The organism is Elstera cyanobacteriorum, from assembly GCF_002251735.1.
Lineage (GTDB): Bacteria > Pseudomonadota > Alphaproteobacteria > Elsterales > Elsteraceae > Elstera > Elstera cyanobacteriorum.
Genome location: NZ_NOXS01000029.1, coordinates 107,573 through 127,968, shown reverse-complemented (window position 1 = coordinate 127,968; position 20,396 = coordinate 107,573). Strand labels below are relative to the sequence as shown.

Below are 20,396 nucleotides of genomic sequence, written 5' to 3'. Positions count from 1 at the left end.
CTGCAAGGGAGAAACCCGATGCACCACAAGCGTAAACGCCCGCGCACTCGAAGCGACAGTGACGGCCAGATGACTCCCGGCAGTCGCCACGGGGAAGCGCCCTCACGCTGGAATATCCTCTTCGCGCACCGCCCGCGCCGCCGTCGCACCCGGAAAACGATTGAGATGCTGTTGCGCGGAGCCGATGCCGATGCCCTCACCTGGGATTTGGGCAACCGCAAGCCACACCATTACTATTGGTGAACGCCCGAGGCTAAGCCCGGTAGAGGGAATAGCGCTCGTGCGGGTCTTGGACGATAACGCCGAGGCGCTGGAACTGTTTTACAACCATTATAATGTCGCGGAATTACCCGGAAAGGTTATGCTGGAACATCCAGTGTCAGCGTAATTGTCTGCATGATACGATCGGTTTCCAGCAGGATTTTGATGATCTGTCGATAGTGCTTAACGTCATCGAAGCTCAAGGCGCGGCCCCTCCGGTCCTTCAGCCATTTTTGAGCGGGCTGATAGCCACCGATCACGGCATCCCACGCAATCTTCGGCACATCGGCGAAATGCTGAGTTTCGTTAATCCAGACCTTGCTGTCCTTGAAAGCTGGTTCGGTTATTATTCCATCCCCTTCGCCCTGGAATGGGTAAGGTGTCTCTCCGATGGCCACGGGTTCCATCAGGTGCAGGCGGCGAAGCTGCCTGCCCTTTTCGGCCACGTCCCAGAACTCGGTGGGGGATGCTGGCCAGGGGATGCGGGGAAAGTCGATCTTCAAAAACTCTGCAAAGGTCTTGCGGTAATCGGGGCAGTGCAACACGCCGTAAATGTAATCGAAGGTTGCCAGTTCGTCGGGTTCGCCATGGGAGGGATGAGTCGCCAGCTTGCGGAGCTTTTTCCAGAGCTTGGCGTCAAAGTTCACGCGGCGAGTCTGGTCAATGTCCTCCCGCACATAAAGCGGCGCGAAGCTTGATCCATCTTTGATCTCAACATAGACGGCGGGGGTCGGAAATTTCGATACCACCCCGTGTTGCCACGCTGGGGATTTGGTCTGACGCACGAAATTCAGTCCGAAGTTGTCGGCAAATAGGGCATTCTTGAGAAGGGTCCAACGAGGATAGTCCATCGCCGTTTCATCCAGCATACAGAATCGCCGATCAAAAGGCCGATAGTCACAAGGCACAATACGATCCTCTAGGCCTGCATCCGCTTTTGCACGACTCCTTGCTGTTTGAACTTGCCAATCCCGATTGTCGGTCAGTTTATAGCGCCGTCTCAGATCATCATCCGACAGCCGTTCATCGAGCATGTCAGCGAAGCGCTTTTTCATCACATTCTTGTCGAAGGCGACGGCAAAGCCGTCCCGGTGCGACTGGAATCCGATCTGGTTCATAGGCATGAACTGCGAAAGCTCAAAGCCTGCGTCATAGGCTTCCAAGAGCTTCCGGTTGATCGGATAGAACATCAGATATTTTGGGTCAGGGTCCAGCTTGGTCCAGGATAGACTATCCAAACTGGACTGTTGCAAGCGGCTATACTTTTGCCGCCGTGCCCCCCAGAATTCAGCATGGAATACCTCAGCTGGACCGGGTAGCTTCTTTGCGGCCTCGCTCTTCTTGCGATGTTTCACGCCGATCAGGACGGCCACGCCCTGCATAATATCGAAAACGTTGACATCATTTGATCCATCGGGTGCGACTTCTTTCTTCTTCGAGTTGCCGTGCAGGTCGAGGACATAGAGCTTGTCGAAGCTCTGCATCAGATGCCAGCGCATCCCCCGGAAGGTTGGGCTATCGATGTAACCGTGGTTGGTGATGAACCCTAGAACGCCCTCGCCCGTCTTGGAAATCATATGTTCGGCAAAACGAATGAACTTCACGTAATCGTCATTGACCCACTTAGGGTTCCGCTCTTTGAGCTTTACCTTACCGCCGGGTTCTTTCTTGTAGGGGTCTATCAGATTGGTGGCCCATTCACCCGTGTTGGAACTCACACCGGAATAGGGCGGGTTCCCAAGGACGCACATGATCGGCATGTCGCGCTTGATGATGTTTGCCTCTTGCGCCTCGCGGGTCAGCCATTGCGCCATAAACAGATCACGAACCTCGCGTTCGCCCTCTTCGAGGCTGTTGGTTAGATAGACGGACAGCCTGGGTGGCGCTTTGCTGGGGCGATAGCCTAACTCGCCCAGGATCATGTCCAGCTTCATGTGGCACATGGCATAAGAAGCCATCAGCAACTCGAAACCGTGCAGGCGTGGGATCAAATCACGCTCTATGTACCCCGACCACATACCTTCGGCCACGCCTTTGACCTTGGGGGCAATCTGCTTGATAACTTCTGCCAGAAAGGTTCCGGTTCCAGTAGCAGGATCGAGAATTTGAACCCTGTGGATCTCCCGTTTCTCGCTGATTGCCTTTCCTTTGGCATCATTGAACTTGGTGTCGATGTTGATTGTTATTTTAGATGTATCCGCCAGCCCATCTGCCAGACCGAACTCGGTGAGTAAAACCTCGTCCACCGCGCGAACGATGAAATTGACCACGGGTTCCGGGGTGTACCAGACGCCCCGCGCCTTGCGCTTTGCCGGGTTATACGCGGCAAGAAAGGTTTCATAAAAGTGCAAGAAGGGGTCGTTTTGCCCGGTCAACTTCCCGAAATCTTGCATCAACTCGGCAACATTTGCGGCCTGGAAGACGTTCGCCAAATCATCAATGATCCAACGGATACTGTCATCAAGGTTTGGCCCGGCCACAAAGCTGAACAGGTTACGTAGAAACGGATTAGATTTGGGCAGTAATTCCAGCGCCTCTTGCCGGGTAAACGTATCCAAATTTGTATCATGTAAGCGAGCAGCGAACATACCATAAGCGATGGTTTCGGCGTAGATGTCGGCAAAGTCCTCGATTTTGATGTCGTGGATCAGGTGTTCGCGGAACGCCTTATATTGCCCGCCCAAATCGGTCTGCAATTCTTTGTCGTCCCGCAGCACCTTGAACAGTACGTCCTTGATGAGACCCGCTTTGCCGGCCATCATCTCGGCCAGTGTACGTGACGAAGTGATAGATTGCGGCTTCTGAGCAATGAACTCGCGCAGCAAATTTTCGAGACGAACATATTCCTCCGGCCTCGGTTGAATGCCCATCAAATAGTCGGCGATAGTCACGGAAGCGAAGCGTTCACCGTTTCGGTAGAAATCCCAATCTAGGCAGTTAGTATAGACTAAGTTCGGTAGAGCCTTAAGATAACGCTGCTGCTGATCCTTGTTCGCATCCCGCATGGCACGCAGGTCAAGGCCGATGTCTTTAGCCTCGACATGGCCAACAACGATCTCGCCTCGCTGCACAATAAAGTCCGGCGCACCACACTTCACCCGCTTGGGTTCGTTGAGGGCGGTGGTACCCTTTTCTAACCCGCTTAGTAGCGTTTCCAGCGCGGGACGGTAGGTATGTTCGGTGGCTGCACCGGTTTTGTGGATGGACTGAACTTTGGCAATGAAATCAGAAATAAGCGTCATGGTAGCCCCCTAGAATTCTGCATCAACAAGATTATCAGTAGTTCGCCCGCTCCTGCCCGCCCTCGTTCCCCTGCCATCGCGTGATAAACGCTTCGATCATCCCATCACACTCTGATCCAATCTCGCCTTAGCGTTGCACCATAGCCGGGGTGTGCGCTCGGTCCAAGGATGATAGAGCGTAAAAAAATTTGTCTGTTTGACTTAAAGTCGCCCAGCGAACGGGGCGAATACCAGACCGCCTATTCCCCCCGCACCTTCTTCCAACTCAGTCCGAACCGGGTCAGGTATTTGCTAAGCCGGTCGGCGTCGTTGCTGGAGGTTCTATGGGCTAAGGAGGCGGCGAAGAGGGTGCGGCCCGCGTCGGAGAGCGAGCGGCTGGTGCGGCAGGTAGCGATCACATGGGCCAGTTGCACCCGGTCGAACGGATCGAGCGCCGCCAGGGTTTCCGGGGGCAGGAGAGCGGCTAAACCATCGTCGGCAGGCCCCCGGTGCCACAGGCGGGTCAGGCGGTCGATTTCGGCGGTTACGGTGGCAAGGTCGATGCGGCCCGCCGGACAAAGGGTCGCCATGCGGGTAACGCTGGCGGCGAGATCGCGGAAATTGCCGGGCCAAGCCGCGTCTGCCCCGGTAGCGAAGGCCAGAAAGCGCAGGCGCGCTTCTTTATTGAAGGTCACGCGCGTGCCCTCCCGCGCCGCGAACCGGTCGAGTTCATAGTCAAGATTGGGGGCTATATCCTCCCGCCGCGTGGCAAGGCCGGGCAGGGTAAAGGTCCAAAGGTTAAGGCGGGCCAAAAGATCGTCGCGGAACTGCCCCGCCGTCACCGCTGCCGCAAGGTCGCGGTTGGTTCCGGCGATCACCAGAAAATCGCTCGTCACCTCCCGGTCCGCGCCAACGGGCAGAAAGCGCTTGTCCTCAATCGCCCGCAGGATCATCGCCTGCTCGTCGAGCCCAAGCTCGCCGATCTCATCGAGAAACAGCATGCCGCCGTCGGCACTGCGCAGCAACCCGGGGCGATCCGCGACCGCGCCGGTAAAGGCCCCCTTACGGTGCCCAAACAGCGCACTCATCGCGCCATCGCCCTTTAAGGTCGCGCAGTTCACCTCGACGAACGGGCCTTTCACCTGATGCTTCAGGCGCTTCAGGTCGTAGATGCGGCGGGCGAGTTGGCTTTTCCCGGCGCCGGTCGGCCCCATCAGCAGCATCGGCGCCCGGCTGCGCGTCGCCACCCGCTCGATTTCATCGATCATCCGGTTAAAGGCCGGGTTGCGGGTCTCGATGCCCGATTTCAGGAACGAACTGCCCTCCGCCGCCTGCACGGCAAAGCGGCTGGCGATGCTGTCATACCGCGAAAGATCGAGATCGATGATCGAATAGAGGCCCGCCGCCTCGGCACTGCCGCTTTTGGGCTGGGTTTGCAGCAGCCGCCCGGGCAGATAGCGCGCCTCCGTCAGCAAAAACAGGCAGATCTGGCCAACGTGCGTGCCGGTGGTGATATGAATCAGATAGTCTTCCGTCTCGGGATCAAACGGATAGGCTCGGGCGAAATCGAGAAGCCTTCCATAAACTTCTTCAAAATCCCACGGGTCGGAAAAATCGAGCACATGCGGCTCCACCCGGGTTTCAGGGGAAACCGCCGCAATATCCCCCGCCACATAGGCCGCCAATGGGCTATGGACCGAACGGTGCAGCAGCACCAGCCGATCCACCCGCAAATCGGGGTGCATCGTCAGGCCCACCGTTGGACGCCACTTCATCCAGCGCGACGGCGCAAATTTGCTGCCGTCCAGCGTGGAGCCGAGAAAGCCAATGACGACGAGCGGTTTCATCCTTATCTTCTAGGATAAATTTTTATCGATGTCGATAAATTTTCCCAATCCAGGGAATGGGTAACCGGGTAAGACTGCGACTGCGCTTTAGAAATGATCAAAACATATCAATCGATTAGAAAATTATTTCTGTGGACCGACCGGTTTGGCATGCGCCTCGCAATCATAACGGCGTCGGGTTGGATCGCATAATCCGGCAGCGGCAGGTTGGGGGGCGGCTGGATCAGGCCCGTCGCCCCCCTTGGAGATAAAAATAGGAACAAAAATGATGCAGTATGATTTAGAGCCGATCCCAGGCGGCGTGCCGTTGAAAATGTGGACGCGCGGCGTACCGGTGGAAGACAAGGCGCGCGAGCAGTTGGCGCGGGTGGCGCAGATGCCCTTCGTTTGCCACCATGTGGCAGCGATGCCTGATGTTCACGTTGGCATCGGCGCAACCGTGGGATCGGTCGTTCCAACAAAGGGCGCCGTAATCCCGGCGGCCGTTGGGGTGGATATTGGCTGCGGCATGATGGCGGCCCGCACCTCGCTCATGGCCCAGGATTTACCCGACAGTCTGGAAGCGATCCGCACCGCTATCGAGCGGGCGGTGCCCCATGGCCGCGACGTGCGACGGGGCAAGCGCGATCCTGGCGCTTGGGGCGATCCGCCGCCCGCCATCATCGCCGCTTGGGCTACCCTCGCCGACCGGTTTAAGCGCTTGACGGATAAATACCCGCATCTCGCGAAAGCCAATAGCCTGACCCATCTCGGCACCCTTGGCACGGGCAACCATTTCATCGAACTCTGTCTTGATGAGGCCGCCTGCGTTTGGGTGATGCTCCATTCCGGCTCCCGCGGGGTCGGTAACGCGATTGGCACCTTCTTTATCGAGCTTGCGAAGGAAGATATGCGCACCTGGCAGATCAATCTGCCCGACGCCGATCTTGCGTATTTCCAGGAAGGCACCGCGCATTTCGATGATTATGTCGAGGCGGTTGGCTGGGCGCAGGATTTCGCGGCCTTAAACCGCAAGGTGATGATGCTGAACGTGATCGCCGCGCTGCGCCGGGTGATCCCCAAACCCTTCGACGCCGAATTGGAAGCGGTTAACTGTCACCATAATTATGTGACGCGCGAGCGGCATTTCGGCGATGACCTATTGATCACGCGGAAAGGCGCTGTTCATGCGGGCAAGGGGGTTCTCGGGATCATTCCGGGGTCGATGGGGGCGAAATCCTTCATCGTTCGCGGGCTTGGGAATCCCCAGTCGTTCCATAGCTGCTCTCACGGGGCCGGTCGCATCATGTCACGCACCGAAGCGAAGAAGCGCGTCTCGTTGGCGGAGCATATTCACGATACCGCCGGCGTCGAGTGCCGCAAAGATGACGGGGTGATCGATGAAACGCCGAAAGCCTATAAGCCCATCGATGCCGTGATGGCTGCCCAGACCGATTTGGTGGAGGTTATTCACACGTTAAAACAGGTCGTTTGCGTTAAGGGCTAGAAGCATGATCACGATTGATGGATCGGCGGGGGAAGGCGGCGGCCAGATTTTGCGCTATGCCTGCGCCCTGTCCCTGATCACCGGGCAGCCGATGCGGGTGACCGGAATTCGCGGTGGGCGACCCAAGCCAGGACTGATGCGCCAGCATCTGACCAGTCTGGAGGCCGCCTGCACCATCGGCACGGCGACGTGCGAGGGGTTGGCGGTCGGCTCGACGGAGATCATTTTCCATCCGGGAAAAATCGTTCCAGGGGAGTATCATTTCGCCGTCGGGACCGCCGGATCGACGGGCCTTGTGCTGCAAACCCTGCTGATGCCCTTACTTCTGGCCGATAAACCGTCCCGCCTTGTGCTGGAGGGCGGCACCCATGCCCTGGCGGCGCCGCCCTTCGATTTTACCGCACGCACGTTGATCCCTATTCTCAATCGCATGGGACCCCAGATCGACGCGCGCCTAGTGCGCCCGGGGTTTTATCCCCGTGGCGGCGGGCAGATCGAGGTGTCGGTCACCCCTGCCCCCCTGCGCCCCGTGTCGCACTGCGAGCGGGGGGCCTTACAGGCGCTTTCCGCCAAGGCCCTCTATGCTGGGATTCCCGCCGATATTGCCGTGCGGGAAATTAGATGCGTCCGCAGTCAAATGGGGCTTGATGAACAGCAGGTGCAGATTGAAGAACTCCCCCCCGACCAGGGGCCGGGAAATGCCCTTCTGCTGGAAGCCCGGTTCGACCAGGTAACGGAAATCGTCGCGGGCTTCGGGCAGTTGGGGGTTCCAGCAGAGCAGATCGCCAAGACAGCCGTCGCCCGGATGCAGGGGTACCTCACCTCAAACGCCGTCGTAGGCCCCTATCTGGCCGATCAACTACTCTTGCCGTTTGCCCTGGCCAATGGTGGCAGTTTTACCACTGTTAAACCGAGCGCCCATAGTCTTAGCGCTGCTGTGATCATCCGGCAATTCTTGGGTCGGGATTGCCGTTTTGTGCCCCAGTCGGATGGCAGGCATTTGATGACCGTCGCCTCAACGTCCTGATAGCCCCGGTCCCGCCTATGACAAGGACGTGGAGAGGAGATACACTCAAGCCCGCTACGCTAACCGAATGGTGATTATGCCGACCCTCGACCCCCTTCTCACCCGCCTCGCCATCGCCCTTGCCATCGGACTGCTCGTCGGGCTGGAGCGCGGCTGGCAGGCGCGCGAGGGGGAGGATGGCGCGCGGGTGGCAGGGGTGCGGACCTATGCGATTACCGGGCTGCTCGGCGGCGTCTGCGGGTTGCTGGTGCCACTCACCGGGCCGCTGGTGCTGGGGCTGGCCTTCGTGGGGTTCGCCGGGGTCTTTGGCGCGTTTCACTGGCGCGCGGCGGTCGGGGAGAAAAACTATAGCGTGACCGGGGCGATTGCTGGGCTGGCCACCTTTGCGCTGGGGGCCTATGCCGCGCTCGGTACCGCCCATATCGCCATCGCCGCCGCCGTCGCGCTGACCATTCTGCTCGCGCTCAAGCAACCGCTGCACGCCTGGGTGCGCAACCTGACGTGGCCGGAGGTGCGGGCGGGTCTGGTGCTGCTGGCGATGAGCTTCCTGCTGCTGCCGATCCTGCCGAACGCGCCGATTGACCCGTGGCAGGCGATCAACCCGGCGGAAATTTGGGTGCTGGCGATTATCATCGCCGCCCTATCCTTCGTCGGCTATGGCGCCGTGCGGATTATCGGCGCGCGGGCGGGGATTGCGCTGGTGGCACTGGCGGGCGGGCTTTCGTCCTCGACGGCGGTGACCGTCACCCTCTCCCGCGTCTCCAAAACCGAACCCCAGGGCACGGCGGTGCTGGCCGGGGGAATATTGCTGGCGGGCGCGGTGATGATCTTGCGCGTCTTCATCGTCGCCGCCTCCCTAAACCGCGCGATCATTCTGCCGCTGGCGGTGCCGCTGGGGGCAGCGGGCCTCGTGTTTCTCGGGGCGGCGGCACTCTTGATGCTGCGGGGGCAGGCAACCCAGGACGGCACGGCGCTGACCCTGCAAAACCCGCTTGAACTCGGCGTGGCGCTGAAGCTCGCCGGGTTCATTGCGGTTACTATGCTGGCCGCCAAGCTGATCGCGGCGCATTTCGGCGATACGGGTCTCTATATGCTCGCGGCAACCTCCGGCCTCGCCGATGTCGATGCGCTCACCCTCTCGCTGGCGCGGCTCAGCCAAGAAAGCCTCGCGGTGCCGACTGCCGCCATCGGCATCGCGATTGCGGTCACGACCAATACGTTGTCGAAGGCGGGAATGGCGATTGCCCTCGGCGCGCCCCGGCTGGGGCTGTATATCGCGGTCAGCAGCCTAACCGCGATTGCCGTGGGGGCCGGGGCCTATTGGCTGGCAGCGTGAGCGGCCCGCCGCTCCAGCCACAGCGACACGCCAAAAACCCCCAGCCCGAAGACCGACATCGCTGCCCCCACATAACCCGTCGCCGGATAGCCGAACCCGGCGGCGATCACCCAACCGCCCAGCCAGGCACCGAGGCCGTTGGCGATATTGAAGGCGGAATGCATCGACGCGGCCGCCAGCGTCTGCCCATCGCGCGCCACATCCATCAGCCGGGTCTGAACCGCCGGTCCTGCCGCAAAGGTGCAGCCGAGCAGGAAGATGGTCAGGCATAGCGCCCAGGGCAGATGCGCGGTCAGCCCGAAACCGGTCATCACCAGAATATTGAATACCAGCATGCCGCCAATGGTGCCCATCAGCGATTTATCGGCAAGGCGCGACCCGATCAGGTTCCCGGCATTCATCCCAAGACCAAAGAGCACCATGATCACCGGCACCATCGCCACGGACAGCCCGGCATAATCGGTCGCGGTCGCGGCGATATAGCTGAAGATGGAGAACATGCCGCCGAAACCGGTTGCCGCCAGCAGCAGCGTTAGCAGCACCTGCGGGCGCATAAAGGCGCTGAGTTCCAACATAACGCTGGCTTTGACGGTCGGTTTATCCTGCGGCAGATGCAGCCACAGCAAAGTCAGCGTCAGCGCGCCGATCAGGCCGACGGCAAAGAACATCACGCGCCAGTTCAGCGCTTCGCCCAGAATCGCCATAATCGGCGTGCCCAGCAGCGTCGCGACCGTTAGCCCGAGCATGACGTAGCCCACCGCCTGGGTGCGTTTTTCGAGCGGCACCAGGGACGCGGCGACCAGGGCGGCAACACCAAAATAGGCGCCATGCGGCAGACCGGTCAGAAAGCGGATGATCAACAATTGGTCGATGTTGCGAACGGCGGCACTGGCGAAATTGCCAAGCGTAAAAGCGATCATCAACAGCAGCAGCAAGCGCCGCCGCGATAGCTTCGCCCCGGCAACGGCGATCAAGGGCGCACCGATCACCACACCCGCCGCATAGGCCGTGATCACCCAGCCCGCGTGCGGGATGCTGACGCCGAAACTAGCCGCCACATTCGGCAGCAGCCCCATAATCGCAAACTCGCCGGTGCCGATCCCCAGCCCGCCACAGGCCAGGGCTAGGATGATCAGAAACAGCTTCATCCCAGAAAGGGTAAGGGCATCGCCGGGCAGTGCGGGGGCGTCAGCGCGCATCGGCTGATCCTCTTAATCGTATGATCAAAGCTATGATCGAACGATAAGAGGAATGAGCGATAAAGAAAATCGCTCAACCTCGGTCATAAACGCAATGGTGCGCTGCAAAAACGCCCGGACGGGGCTATTGGTCGGCGACCTGGAACCCTTTCCAGAACGGGTCGCGGTCATCCACGTAGATCGTGTTGAGCCCGGTCACCCGCGCCCAGCCTTGGATCGACGGAATGATCGCCGGGCGGCCTGCTACCTCGGTTTCCGCCGCAACCCGCCCGGTGAAGGTGGAGCCGATGATGCTTTCGTGAACGAAATCCTCGCCGACCTTCAGTCGCCCGGTGGCGTGCAATTGTGCCATACGGGCGGACGTGCCCGTCCCGCAGGGCGACCGGTCAATCGCCTTATCGCCATAGAAGACCGCATTGCGCGCCGTGCCACCCGGCGTTTGCGGTTTGCCGGTCCATAGCACATGGGTCAGCTTATTCAGCGCCGGATTGGTCGGGTGAACGATGCTATGTGTTGCGTTGAAAGCTGTGCGCAGCTTGGGGCTAAGCGCCAGGATTTCCGACGGCTGCAAATCGGTCAGATCGGCATACCCCGGCTGCGGTTCGACGATGGCGTAGAAATTGCCACCAAAGGCGACATCGACGCTGATCGGCCCGAAACCCGGCAGATCGACCTTATAATCGCGGCCCAGCAGGAAGGACGGCACATTGGTCAGCGTCACGCTGGTAACGAACGGCCCGTCCATCGTATAGCGCGCTTCCACCAGTCCGGCGGGAGTATCGAGCTTCAGCAGGCCGGGTTCGCGCGGGGTTACCAGCCCGTGTTCGATCATCGTCGTCACCGTGCCAATGGTGCCGTGGCCACACATCGGCAGGCAGCCGGAGGTTTCGATGAACAGAATGGCGACATCGCAGTCGGGCCGGGTCGGCGGATACAGGATGCTGCCCGACATCATGTCGTGCCCGCGCGGCTCGAACATCAAGCTCAGGCGAATCCAATCGAATTCTGCCAGAAAATGCTGGCGACGCTCGAACATCGTGTCGCCCTTCAACACCGGGATCGACCCGCCGGTAACGACGCGGACGGGATTGCCGCAAGTGTGGCCGTCAATACAGAAAAACGTGTGGCGCGCCATGATCTTAGAACCTCTGGGCGGAGAACGGCGCGGCGTTGAGCGGCGTGGGTCGCCCCAAAACCTGCGCCGCAAGGATTTCGGCGGTGATCGCGGCTTGGGTCAAGCCATAGTGACCGTGACCGAAGGCATGAAAGACCCGGCGGGCAGTGCGTGATGGGCCAATGACCGGCAACGAGTCGGGGATCGAGGGCCGGAAGCCCATCCAGCGCGTGCCGCCATCAAACCTCCCGTTCGGAACAAAGCGGCGGGCGCGGGCAATCAGCGCATCGACGCGGGCATAGTTCGGTTCGGCCTTGAGGCCCGCGAACTCCACTGCGCCGCCCAGCCGGTCGCCGCTATCCAAGGGCGAGATGACAAACCCGTGGCCTTCAAAGATCACGGGGCGGGTTAGCCCCAGGCTGCCCGATGGGAGGGTCACATTATAGCCGCGCTCCGTATCCAGCGGCACGGCATCGCCCACCTGCGCCGCCAGCGGCTTGGCCCAGGCCCCGGCGGCGAGGATGGCCGCGTCCGCCACCAGGATTTCGCCACTCGCAAGCACGACGGAGGCGCGCGACCCATCGTCCGATAGGCCCCGCACCTCCGCCTGCACCAAGCGTGCGCCCCGTTCCAACGCCGCCGTGCCAAGCGCCCGGGTTAGCACGGCCGGGTCGGACACATGGCACCCGGTCGGGTACCAAATGCCGCCCGCCGAGGCCCCATCCTCCAGCACGGGTTCCAGCGCCGTCACCCCTGAACGGTCGAGCACTTGGGAGGGAATACCGTAACCGCCCTGGGTTTTGGCCAGGGCGGCCATCGTCGGGGTTAGAGCGGGATTATCCCAGACGGTCAGAAAGCCGCGCGGGCGCAAATGGTGACCGAGACCGAGCCCCGCCAGCCGGTCCTCCCAAGCGCGCAGGGCCTGACCGTTGAGATCGGCCAGCGCGCGGGTGCTGGCTTCCACCCGATGTGGGCGACTCGCGGCCAGAAAACGCAGCAGCCAGGGCGCCAATGTCGGCAGATAGGCCGGACGAATGGCGAGCGGCCCCAGCGGGTCCATCAGCCAACGCGGCAGATTGCGCCAAGCTTTCGGTGAGGCGAGCGGCAGAATATCAACATGGGCGATCCACCCGGCATTCCCCTGCGAGGCCCCGGCGGCAATGCCGCCGGGATCAACCAGCGTCACCTCGCACCCAGCATCGAGCAGCGCATGGGCCGCCGTCACGCCGATAATGCCCGCGCCGATGATCATAATCCGCATCTCGTCCCCCGCCCCCATTCGGGTTGAGGGGGCTTTCCGACCGAACCCCAGGGATCGGCCCGGCGGAAAGCCCCTTCCCACGGTGGCCTAGGCCACCGATTTCCTGTGTTTACGCGGGCGGCAAGCCAACGTCCGGCAGGGACGGCCGGTTGGCGAGCGCCGTTTTCATCATTGCCTCGACCTCGGCCCGTTCCGACGCATCGAGCGCCAAGCGCGGCGGGCGGGTCAAATCGGTGCCCCGGCCCATGATATGCTCGCAAAGCTTAATGCACTGCACGAGGTCGGGGCGGGCATCGAGATGCAACAGCGGCATGAACCAATCGTAGATCGGCATGGCTTCGGCCAAACGCCCGTCGCGCACCAGGCGGAACAGGGTTTCCCCTTCACGCGGGAAGACGTTCGACATGCCCGAAACCCAGCCGACTGCGCCGAGGGCAACGCATTCCAGCACCACATCGTCCAGTCCGCAGAAGGGAATGAACCGGTCGCCGGTCATATTGCGCACATCGACGAGGCGGCGGGTATCGCCCGACGATTCCTTGAAGGCGACGATCGTATCGACATCCGCCAAGGTCGCCAGCATCGCCGGGGTAACGTCGGTCCGGTACGACGGCGGGTTGTTATAGATCATAATCGGCAGATCAGAGGCCGCCGCAACGGTGCGGAAATGCGCCAGCGTCTCGCGCGGTTTGGCCGGATAAACCATCGGCGGCATGACCATCAGCCCATCGGCGCCCTTCGCCTGGGCCAGCTTCGCCGTTTCGGCCGCAAACACCGGCGTATATTCCGCAACGCCGACGATGACCGGTACGCGCCCCTTGGCGACGGAAGCGGCGAGCGCGATCAACTCCCCCTTCTCATCGCGGGTTAGGGAGCAGTTTTCACCGACCGTACCGCACATGACGAGGCCCGAGACCCCGTCGCGGATCAGGGCTTCGATCACGCGCCCCGTCGCCGGAAGGTCCAGCGAGAAATCGGCATGAAACTGCGTCGTGACGGCGGGGAACATGCCGCGCCAAGTTTTGCGGGGATCGGACATTCGGGCCTCCCAGGCTGAAGGGGTTATGTCGACATCTTGTATCCAAAAGAAAGCGCCCGTCAAGACCTGTCGACAAACTGCATCGACTTTCGGTAAACTCCGGCCAGTTTTTACGAGAGAGACCCGCCCGCATGCCCGAGACGCCCGACGCGAGCCCAGCCCCCCGCCCCGCGCCGCGCGGCTCCGCCTCTCCGGTGATCTATGAGGCGCTGAAGCAGGATATTCTGAACCTCACCCTGGCGCCCGGCGATCCGCTGGATGAAACCGGCCTGTCGGACCGCTTCGGCACCTCCCGCACCCCGGTTCGCGAAGCCTTGGTAAGGCTCGTCGCGGAAGGGCTGGCCTCGACCCTGCCGAACCGCAACACCATCGTTTCGGTGCTCGATTTCTCAAGCCTGCCGCCCTATCTTGATGCGTTGACGCTGATGTATCGCCTGTCCTGCCGCTTGGCCGCCCAGCGCCGGACGGAGGCCGATCTGGATGCAATCATGGCGGCCCAGGCTAAGTTCCTAGCCGCTGTTGACCGGCAAGACGCGCTCGCTATGCTGCACACCAACCGCGATTTTCACCTCGCCATCGCTGCGGCGGGCCAGAACCCCTATTACGCCGAGTTTTTTGCCCGGCTGCTGAACGAGGGCATGCGCCTATTGCGGCTTTACTACAAACGGTTCGATGACCGGCTACCCGCGCAATATTCCGACGAGCATGAGGGGCTGATCGAGGCGATTGCTGCGCAAAACGCCGATCTTGCCGAAATCCTGGGCGGCGATCACGCTATGCAAATCGTCGTTCAGTTGCAGACTCTGCTGGTCCCATCCGCCGGTCTTGTTTTAGACTTACGCGCCTCCCCCTAACCTTGGCGAGACGCGCATGACGACCGACGATGCGACGCTTCAGGCCCTGCTCAGCAGCACCCCGCCCCGCCCGCTGTTCATCCTGGGCAAAGGCCCCCGGTTCGACGATCCCGAAACCCAACCCCAGCAGTGGGAACATGCCCGCCATATGGTGGACCGGCTGCGCGATGGGTCGCTGGCCATCGTCTGTGCGATTTTCGGTGATAGCGATGTGCTGGGCGTCGCAGTGGCCGCCCCAGGAAAAACAGAGGCAGACCTTCAGGCCGTGCTCGCCGCCGATCCTGCGGTAAAAGCCGGGCGGGTTTCGGTGCGACTGGCGCAGGGAATTGCCTTTACGCCTGCAACCGTCGCGGGGTAACGCCCGTAAGACACCTGCGAATAATTCTTAGAAAGCGCGTGGTTTTCCATAGGCAGGCGCGCTGTTAACGAATAGTCTTACGCTCTGTGGGGGAATACAGGGCGGCACATGACACGGGATCATCATACACGGGATCGCTTAGACGCGGGCGGCAGGCCGGATTTTTCCGGCTTCGGCGACCGGGTCTTATCGGCTTTGCCGCCGCGCCTTCTGACCAAAGTGCAGCCAGCGTTTCATACCGATGCCGATCTGCGTGATCATAGTCATCGGCTTGGCCTGTTGACGCATTTCCTCGGCTCGAAAACCAACCGCTATGATGCGGGCGGGCTGGACCGGCTGGCGGAAGCCGCCGTACTGCATGATATCGGCAAGGTACGGTTGGATCAGCAGATCGTTCTGAAGCCGGGGCGGCTCACGCCGGACGAAGTTGGTCATATCCGCAGCCATAGCACCCTCGGCCACGCGCTTTTGACGGAGGACGGCGGCGAGGCCTATGCGCTCTCCGCCCTTGTTGCCCGCAGTCACCATGAAAAATTCGATGGGTCGGGATACCCGGATGGGTTGCGCGGCGAAGCCATTCCGCTCGAAGCGCGGATCGTCGGCCTCTGCGATGTCTATGATGCCCTCCGCTCGCCGCGCGCCTATAAGCCGCCGGTCAGCCACGCCGAAACCATGACGATCCTGCTGAAGGGCGACGCCCGCACAAAGCCGGAACAGTTCGACCCCGCCCTATTGGCCCTGTTTCAGCACCACGGTCCCGAGATCCAGCGCCTCTACGATCACACCTAGCCTTTCCTGACTGTCATCCCAGGCATAAGCATTTTATATAGCCAAATCCCTGCAATTCCTGACAGTATCCCCCAAAGCGAGCAGAAATAAGCGATTTTGCACCCAAAACGCTTATGGCCGCTCTCGCAGCCTCTGGGGGGAGGGACATCATATGGCGCATCACTTGCCGTGGGCGACGGAAACCGCCCTAGGGCCATCGGCCTGTTTCGGCAACCGGGTCTTCCAGGCGCTGCCCCCGGCCCTATGGCGCCAGATCGAAGACAGTTTGGCGACCGACCGCGAGTTGCGCCACCATTCGAGCCGCCTCGGCGCCCTCGCCCATCTTGTCGGGCGGTTGGCCGGACGAACCGATAGCGGTTGGCTGGCGAAACTGGCCGAAGCCGCCGTGCTGCACGATATCGGCAAGCTGAGGCTGGACGCGGCTATTCTCGGGAAGACCGGCCCCTTAACCGATGCCGATAAAGCCCATGTGCGCGATCACGGCCCCCTGGGAGCGGAGATGCTGGTGGCCTTTGGCGGCGAAGGGTTCGGCATTGCCACGCTCGTTGCCCGCCACCACCATGAAACTTATGACGGCAGCGGTTATCCCGATGGGCTGGCGGGCGGTGCCGTGCCCGAAGAAGCGCGCATTGTCGCCCTTTGCGATGTGTACGACGCGCTGCGCACGCCGCGGGCTTACAAATCGAGCTTCGATCACGCCCACACCATGACCATCATGACAAAGGGCGACGGACGGACGAAGCCCGAGCATTTCGACCCGCATCTGCTGAGGCTCTTCGTGCAGCACAGCTCGGAGATCGAGGCGCTTTACGAGGCCGCCTGACCGACGCCCAGCAGGCGTTCCATCCACAATGGGTCGGCGGAAAGAGCCGTGCTCGGGCCGCTGAAGGCGATCCGTCCGCGCTCCAACACAAGTGCCGTATCGGTCAGACGTAAGATGCGTTGGGCATGCTGGTCCACGATGATTCCAGCCATCCCCTCCTCGGTAAAGATCCGTCGCAAGGCTGCCATCACCTCCTCGACGATCACCGGGGCCAGCCCTTCGGTCGGTTCGTCGAGCAGCAGCAGGCGCGGATTGAGGGTCAAGGCCCGCCCGAGGGCCAGCATCTGCTGCTCCCCCCCCGAAAGCTGATCGCCTTTATGGTGACGCAGGACCGCGAGCTTGGGAAATAGCTCCAGAACCCGTGCCGGGGTCCAAGCGCCGGGCCGGGCGACGGCGGCAAGGTTTTCGAAAACGGTCAACGAGCGGAAAATCGCCCGTTCCTGCGGAACCCAGCCAACTCCCGCGATTGCCCGCCGTTCAGGCGGCCAACGGGTCATATCCTGCCCCGCGAACAGGAGGTGCCCCGCCTGTAGCTGGGTTAACCCGAGCAGGCTTTTCAGCAGTGTCGTTTTGCCCGCGCCGTTCCGTCCCAGAACGGCGAGCGTCTGGCCGGGGGCAAGCGCAAAATCCACTCCATCCAGCACCCGCCCGGCGCCATAGCCTGCGGCAAGACCGTTAACCGAGAGCAGCATCGGGGCACCGGTCATGCGGCCAGCCCCGCCGGGACCGCTGCTTTTGGCCAGGTGGTGCGCAGCCAGCGCCGTGCGGCCACAATCGCCCCGGGCAGATCCCGGCCCTGCGCCAGCCCGGCGGCAATCGCCGTTGCCAAGGCACAGCCCGTCCCCCGGCGCTGGCCCGGCAGGCGCGGCCCGCTGAACCAGCGCCCGCTACCCTCCGTCAGCAGCAGATCGGCGGCACTCTCGCCCAACAGATGCCCGCCTTTCAGCAGCACGGCCTTCGCCCCGCGCGCGCGCAGCGCCTTAGCGTGCGCGGTCATCGCCCGGCGGTTCGGCGCTTCCGGCGCCGCCAGCAGCGCCGCCGCTTCCGGTAAATTCGGGGTGACCAGGGCGGCAAGCGACCAAAGCGCCCCGAAATCGGCCCCGCCGCGCAGCGCCCCGCCCGCACTGGCGCTTAAGACCGGATCGAGAATGATCGGCGCCTGCGGCCAAAGGCGGGGTAGCGCTTCGGCAAGCAGCGCCCCCGTCGCCGTGTCGGGGATCAGCCCGATTTTAATGGCGGCAACCGGCCCGAGGCTCGCCACCGCTGCGATCTGGGCCAGCACAATATCGCGCGGCATCGCCTGCACCGCCGTCACCCCGCCGCGCCCCTGGGCCGTTACGGCGGTCACGACCAACCGGGCGGCGCAGCCAAAGGCATCCAGCACGCGCCCGTCCTGCACTAACCCGGCCCCGCCACTCGAATCGGTTCCGCCGATCACCAGAACCGCCTTCATGCGGGCACCCCGAGTGCCAGAATGGCGATAGCCCAGTCCGAGTTGGCGTCGAACAGCGGCTCCGCCGCCGCCAGCGCCCGCCGCCCGGAGGCACAGGCGAGGACGAGCCGCCCCGGCACAACCTCCGGCACCGCCGTCAGCGCCCCCGGACAGGGCAGTGCCGCCCGCTCCACCGGAGACCGCAGATCGACGACCGTATCGCCCGGCTGAATATCCTCCAACGCCAGCAATAGCGGACGCGGCGGCAGATCGTCCTCAGAGGCGTTCAGAAAATCGATGGGCACAAAGCGCCCCTGCCCCAGATCGGCCCGCCATATCCGCCCGCGCGGGTCGGGTGGATAGTCGATCAGGAGATGCAGCGCCAGTTGCGCCATCCATGCGCCGAACATCCCGACCGCCGGACCAAGCACCCCCGCCGACGCGCAAGACGCCGGGGCGGGAAAATCCGGGAAAACGGCGCGATACCCCGGCGCCCGGTGGCAGAAAGTGCCAATGCTGCCGTCCATGCCCAAGATCGACGCCGAGACCAGGGGCACCCCCGCCCGCTCGCAGGCGTCCGACAAAGCGCAGGAAACCAGATAACTGTCGGCAGCGTCCAGCACCACATCGCACCCCGCCACCAGGGCATCGGCGCGGGCATCGGTCAGCGTCACCGCCTGCGGTTCATAAATCAGGCTGGGGTTCAGTGCCCGCAGCCGGTCGGCTGCCGCCTCGACCTTGCGGCGCCCGATATCGGCTTCGGCGAACAGCGTCTGGCGATGGAGATTGCTGAGGGAAACCCGGTCGGCATCGACCATCCGTAAGGTGCCAACCCCCGCCCCAGCCAAATAGAGCAGCGCCGGGCACCCAAGGCCGCCGACACCGACGACCAGCACCCGGGCCGCCGACAGTTTAGCCTGACCGTCATCTCCCACTTGGGGAACCGCCGTTTGGCGGCTATAGCGCGCGTCGGTCATCGCGTCGCCCTCACCCAGTCGCGCGCCCGCTCTTCAGGATTGGGCGCTTGCAGCACATCCGACACGACCGCCACCGCATCGGCCCCGGCGGCATAGGCCGCCTCCGCCCGCTCCAAGGTCATGCCGCCGATAGCGACCAACGGCAGAGCGCCGATGCGTCGCTTCCAGGCAGCTATCCGCCCGATGCCTTGGGGCGCCCAGGGCATCTGCTTTAGCTTGGTGGGATAGATCGGCCCTAGCGCCACATAGTCGGGCTGCGCAGCCAGGGCGGTTTCCAACTCTTCCTCGCTATGGGTGCTGATACCGATCTTGATGCCCGCGCGGCAAAGGGCGGGAAGATCGGCTTCGACTAAATCTTCCTGACCGAGATGGACCCACGGGCTTCTGAAGTCGATGGCAAGGCGCCAGTAATCATTCACCACCAGCGTGATGCCGTGGGCTGCGCAGAAACTGACCGCGCGGCCAATTTCGGGGCGCACGTAATCCTCCGGCTGGTTCTTGATGCGCAGTTGCACAAAGCGGTAGCCGCTCGGCAGCAAGTCGGTCAGCCAGTCGGTTTTATCGACGATGGGATAGAAGCGATCGAGCATCGGTTTTCTTTCTAAAGGGCGGCCAAACCAACCGTGGGGGTGGAGGGGGCGGCCATATCCCGCGCCGCCATCGGCCCAGCCTCATACGCAAGCCGCCCGGCATCAACCGCCATCGCAAAGGCCCGCGCCATTGTGACGGGATCATCGGCCCTTGCCACCGCCGTATTCAGCAGCACGCCGTCATAGCCGAGTTCGAGCGCCTGGGCCGCGTGGGACGGCACCCCAAGGCCCGCATCGACGATCAGCGGAATCTCGGGAAAGCGCGCCCGCAACACCCGCAGCCCATAGACATTATTGAGACCACGCGCCGACCCGATGGGGGCACCCCAAGGCATCAGCACTTTGCAGCCCGCCGCCAGTAGTTTTTCAGCCACTGCCAGATCTTCGGTGCAATAGGGCAGAACCTTAAACCCGTCCTCGCTCAAGACCCGCGCCGCCTCCACCAGCCCGAACGGATCGGGTTGCAGGGTTTCGGGGTCGGCGATCACTTCGAGCTTGATCCACTCCGTCTCGAAAACCTCGCGCGCCATCTGCCCCGTGGTGATCGCTTCCCGCGCCGTATGGCACCCAGCGGTATTGGGCAGCAGCCGCGCGCCGGTTTCGGTGCAAAGCGCTTGCAGCAGCGGCCAGAAACCGCCGCCGCCCGCCCCTTCGCGGCGCAAGGAAACGGTCAGCAGCGCAGGCCGGGCCGCCCGGGTCGCGTCCGCCATCACCTGCGGCGACGGATAAAGCGCGGTCCCCAGCATCAAACGGCTGGCAAAGGTCTGATCATAGAGGCGCAT

Annotated in this window: 19 protein-coding genes; 8 read left to right on the top strand and 11 right to left on the bottom strand. The window is 62.4% G+C overall.

Going from position 1 to position 20,396, the window contains the following annotated elements; translation table 11 throughout:
• The first annotated feature begins 18 nt into the window (after positions 1 to 18).
• Positions 19 to 243, top strand: a complete 225-nt coding sequence (locus CHR90_RS19140) for a hypothetical protein (RefSeq protein ID WP_141210878.1) — start codon at positions 19 to 21, stop codon at positions 241 to 243.
• 116 nt (positions 244 to 359) lie between these two features.
• On the opposite strand, the gene CHR90_RS05685 is transcribed toward CHR90_RS19140, so the two are convergent.
• Entirely contained in the window at positions 360 to 3,503 is a 3,144-nt protein-coding gene (locus tag CHR90_RS05685; RefSeq protein WP_094408021.1) for a type ISP restriction/modification enzyme, read from the bottom strand.
• 239 nt (positions 3,504 to 3,742) lie between these two features.
• A complete protein-coding gene (rtcR, locus tag CHR90_RS05680; protein ID WP_170941301.1) occupies positions 3,743 to 5,329 on the bottom strand; it encodes an RNA repair transcriptional activator RtcR in 1,587 nt (528 codons plus the stop codon).
• 265 nt (positions 5,330 to 5,594) lie between these two features.
• Between rtcR and CHR90_RS05675 the strand changes: the two genes are divergently transcribed.
• The 3 genes from CHR90_RS05675 to CHR90_RS05665 all read left to right on the top strand — a co-directional run bounded on the left by CHR90_RS05675 (position 5,595) and on the right by CHR90_RS05665 (position 9,178).
• Positions 5,595 to 6,815: an RtcB family protein gene (locus tag CHR90_RS05675; RefSeq protein ID WP_094408019.1), complete on the top strand. Its 1,221-nt coding sequence runs from the start codon at positions 5,595 to 5,597 to the stop codon at positions 6,813 to 6,815.
• Between the two features lie 4 nt (positions 6,816 to 6,819).
• Positions 6,820 to 7,842, top strand: a complete 1,023-nt coding sequence (rtcA, locus tag CHR90_RS05670; RefSeq protein WP_094408018.1) for an RNA 3'-terminal phosphate cyclase — start codon at positions 6,820 to 6,822, stop codon at positions 7,840 to 7,842.
• 67 nt (positions 7,843 to 7,909) lie between these two features.
• Positions 7,910 to 9,178, top strand: coding sequence for an MgtC/SapB family protein (locus CHR90_RS05665; protein ID WP_212668623.1), 1,269 nt, complete (start codon positions 7,910 to 7,912; stop codon positions 9,176 to 9,178).
• Here CHR90_RS05665 and CHR90_RS05660 read toward each other — a convergent pair.
• From CHR90_RS05660 to CHR90_RS05645, 4 genes are all read right to left on the bottom strand, one after another.
• The gene (locus tag CHR90_RS05660) at positions 9,160 to 10,377 is read right to left on the bottom strand and encodes an MFS transporter (protein WP_094408017.1); all 1,218 of its coding nucleotides are present in this window, start codon (positions 10,375 to 10,377) and stop codon (positions 9,160 to 9,162) included. The genes CHR90_RS05665 and CHR90_RS05660 overlap by 19 nt on opposite strands.
• Before the next feature lie 124 nt (positions 10,378 to 10,501).
• Complete coding sequence (locus CHR90_RS05655; protein WP_094408016.1) at positions 10,502 to 11,512, bottom strand: 4-hydroxyproline epimerase; 1,011 nt, start codon at positions 11,510 to 11,512, stop codon at positions 10,502 to 10,504.
• 4 nt (positions 11,513 to 11,516) lie between these two features.
• Positions 11,517 to 12,752 carry an NAD(P)/FAD-dependent oxidoreductase gene (locus CHR90_RS05650; RefSeq protein ID WP_094408076.1) on the bottom strand — a complete coding sequence of 412 codons (1,236 nt, stop codon included), beginning with the start codon at positions 12,750 to 12,752 and terminating at the stop codon, positions 11,517 to 11,519.
• Between the two features lie 109 nt (positions 12,753 to 12,861).
• Positions 12,862 to 13,791: a dihydrodipicolinate synthase family protein gene (locus CHR90_RS05645; RefSeq protein WP_094408015.1), complete on the bottom strand. Its 930-nt coding sequence runs from the start codon at positions 13,789 to 13,791 to the stop codon at positions 12,862 to 12,864.
• 131 nt (positions 13,792 to 13,922) lie between these two features.
• Between CHR90_RS05645 and CHR90_RS05640 the strand changes: the two genes are divergently transcribed.
• The 4 genes from CHR90_RS05640 to CHR90_RS05625 all read left to right on the top strand — a co-directional run bounded on the left by CHR90_RS05640 (position 13,923) and on the right by CHR90_RS05625 (position 16,615).
• Entirely contained in the window at positions 13,923 to 14,645 is a 723-nt protein-coding gene (locus tag CHR90_RS05640; protein WP_094408014.1) for a GntR family transcriptional regulator, read from the top strand.
• 16 nt (positions 14,646 to 14,661) lie between these two features.
• A complete protein-coding gene (locus tag CHR90_RS05635) occupies positions 14,662 to 15,003 on the top strand; it encodes a hypothetical protein (protein ID WP_094408013.1) in 342 nt (113 codons plus the stop codon).
• Between the two features lie 108 nt (positions 15,004 to 15,111).
• On the top strand, positions 15,112 to 15,792 hold the full coding sequence (locus CHR90_RS05630; protein WP_094408012.1) for an HD-GYP domain-containing protein: 681 nt from the start codon (positions 15,112 to 15,114) through the stop codon (positions 15,790 to 15,792).
• 151 nt (positions 15,793 to 15,943) lie between these two features.
• Positions 15,944 to 16,615, top strand: a complete 672-nt coding sequence (locus CHR90_RS05625; RefSeq protein WP_094408011.1) for an HD-GYP domain-containing protein — start codon at positions 15,944 to 15,946, stop codon at positions 16,613 to 16,615.
• Here the strand turns inward: CHR90_RS05625 and CHR90_RS05620 are convergent.
• From CHR90_RS05620 to CHR90_RS05600, 5 genes are read right to left on the bottom strand one after another with little or no spacing between them, the layout of a single operon-like run.
• Positions 16,600 to 17,322 (bottom strand): ABC transporter ATP-binding protein, encoded by a 723-nt coding sequence (locus tag CHR90_RS05620; RefSeq protein WP_094408010.1) that lies wholly within the window; start codon positions 17,320 to 17,322, stop codon positions 16,600 to 16,602. The two genes, CHR90_RS05625 and CHR90_RS05620, sit on opposite strands and share 16 nt — an antisense overlap.
• The gene (locus tag CHR90_RS05615) at positions 17,319 to 18,068 is read right to left on the bottom strand and encodes a hydroxymethylpyrimidine/phosphomethylpyrimidine kinase (RefSeq protein ID WP_094408009.1); all 750 of its coding nucleotides are present in this window, start codon (positions 18,066 to 18,068) and stop codon (positions 17,319 to 17,321) included. The genes CHR90_RS05620 and CHR90_RS05615 overlap by 4 nt, the downstream gene beginning before the upstream one ends.
• The gene (locus CHR90_RS05610) at positions 18,065 to 19,024 is read right to left on the bottom strand and encodes a HesA/MoeB/ThiF family protein (RefSeq protein WP_094408008.1); all 960 of its coding nucleotides are present in this window, start codon (positions 19,022 to 19,024) and stop codon (positions 18,065 to 18,067) included. Before CHR90_RS05610 ends, CHR90_RS05615 begins: the two co-directional genes overlap by 4 nt.
• Positions 19,021 to 19,614, bottom strand: a complete 594-nt coding sequence (locus tag CHR90_RS05605; RefSeq protein WP_094408007.1) for a thiamine phosphate synthase — start codon at positions 19,612 to 19,614, stop codon at positions 19,021 to 19,023. The genes CHR90_RS05610 and CHR90_RS05605 overlap by 4 nt, the downstream gene beginning before the upstream one ends.
• An 11-nt stretch (positions 19,615 to 19,625) precedes the next feature.
• A complete protein-coding gene (locus CHR90_RS05600; protein ID WP_094408006.1) occupies positions 19,626 to 20,396 on the bottom strand; it encodes a thiazole synthase in 771 nt (256 codons plus the stop codon).

Coding starts and splice junctions, on each gene's coding strand:
- CHR90_RS19140 (WP_141210878.1), top strand. CDS start 19: ATGCACCACAAGCGTAAACGCCCGCGCACTCGAAGCGACAGTGACGGC.
- CHR90_RS05685 (WP_094408021.1), bottom strand. CDS start 3,503: ATGACGCTTATTTCTGATTTCATTGCCAAAGTTCAGTCCATCCACAAA.
- rtcR (WP_170941301.1), bottom strand. CDS start 5,329: ATGAAACCGCTCGTCGTCATTGGCTTTCTCGGCTCCACGCTGGACGGC.
- CHR90_RS05675 (WP_094408019.1), top strand. CDS start 5,595: ATGATGCAGTATGATTTAGAGCCGATCCCAGGCGGCGTGCCGTTGAAA.
- rtcA (WP_094408018.1), top strand. CDS start 6,820: ATGATCACGATTGATGGATCGGCGGGGGAAGGCGGCGGCCAGATTTTG.
- CHR90_RS05665 (WP_212668623.1), top strand. CDS start 7,910: ATGGTGATTATGCCGACCCTCGACCCCCTTCTCACCCGCCTCGCCATC.
- CHR90_RS05660 (WP_094408017.1), bottom strand. CDS start 10,377: ATGCGCGCTGACGCCCCCGCACTGCCCGGCGATGCCCTTACCCTTTCT.
- CHR90_RS05655 (WP_094408016.1), bottom strand. CDS start 11,512: ATGGCGCGCCACACGTTTTTCTGTATTGACGGCCACACTTGCGGCAAT.
- CHR90_RS05650 (WP_094408076.1), bottom strand. CDS start 12,752: ATGCGGATTATGATCATCGGCGCGGGCATTATCGGCGTGACGGCGGCC.
- CHR90_RS05645 (WP_094408015.1), bottom strand. CDS start 13,791: ATGTCCGATCCCCGCAAAACTTGGCGCGGCATGTTCCCCGCCGTCACG.
- CHR90_RS05640 (WP_094408014.1), top strand. CDS start 13,923: ATGCCCGAGACGCCCGACGCGAGCCCAGCCCCCCGCCCCGCGCCGCGC.
- CHR90_RS05635 (WP_094408013.1), top strand. CDS start 14,662: ATGACGACCGACGATGCGACGCTTCAGGCCCTGCTCAGCAGCACCCCG.
- CHR90_RS05630 (WP_094408012.1), top strand. CDS start 15,112: ATGACACGGGATCATCATACACGGGATCGCTTAGACGCGGGCGGCAGG.
- CHR90_RS05625 (WP_094408011.1), top strand. CDS start 15,944: ATGGCGCATCACTTGCCGTGGGCGACGGAAACCGCCCTAGGGCCATCG.
- CHR90_RS05620 (WP_094408010.1), bottom strand. CDS start 17,322: ATGACCGGTGCCCCGATGCTGCTCTCGGTTAACGGTCTTGCCGCAGGC.
- CHR90_RS05615 (WP_094408009.1), bottom strand. CDS start 18,068: ATGAAGGCGGTTCTGGTGATCGGCGGAACCGATTCGAGTGGCGGGGCC.
- CHR90_RS05610 (WP_094408008.1), bottom strand. CDS start 19,024: ATGACCGACGCGCGCTATAGCCGCCAAACGGCGGTTCCCCAAGTGGGA.
- CHR90_RS05605 (WP_094408007.1), bottom strand. CDS start 19,614: ATGCTCGATCGCTTCTATCCCATCGTCGATAAAACCGACTGGCTGACC.
- CHR90_RS05600 (WP_094408006.1), bottom strand. CDS start 20,396: ATGCGCCTCTATGATCAGACCTTTGCCAGCCGTTTGATGCTGGGGACC.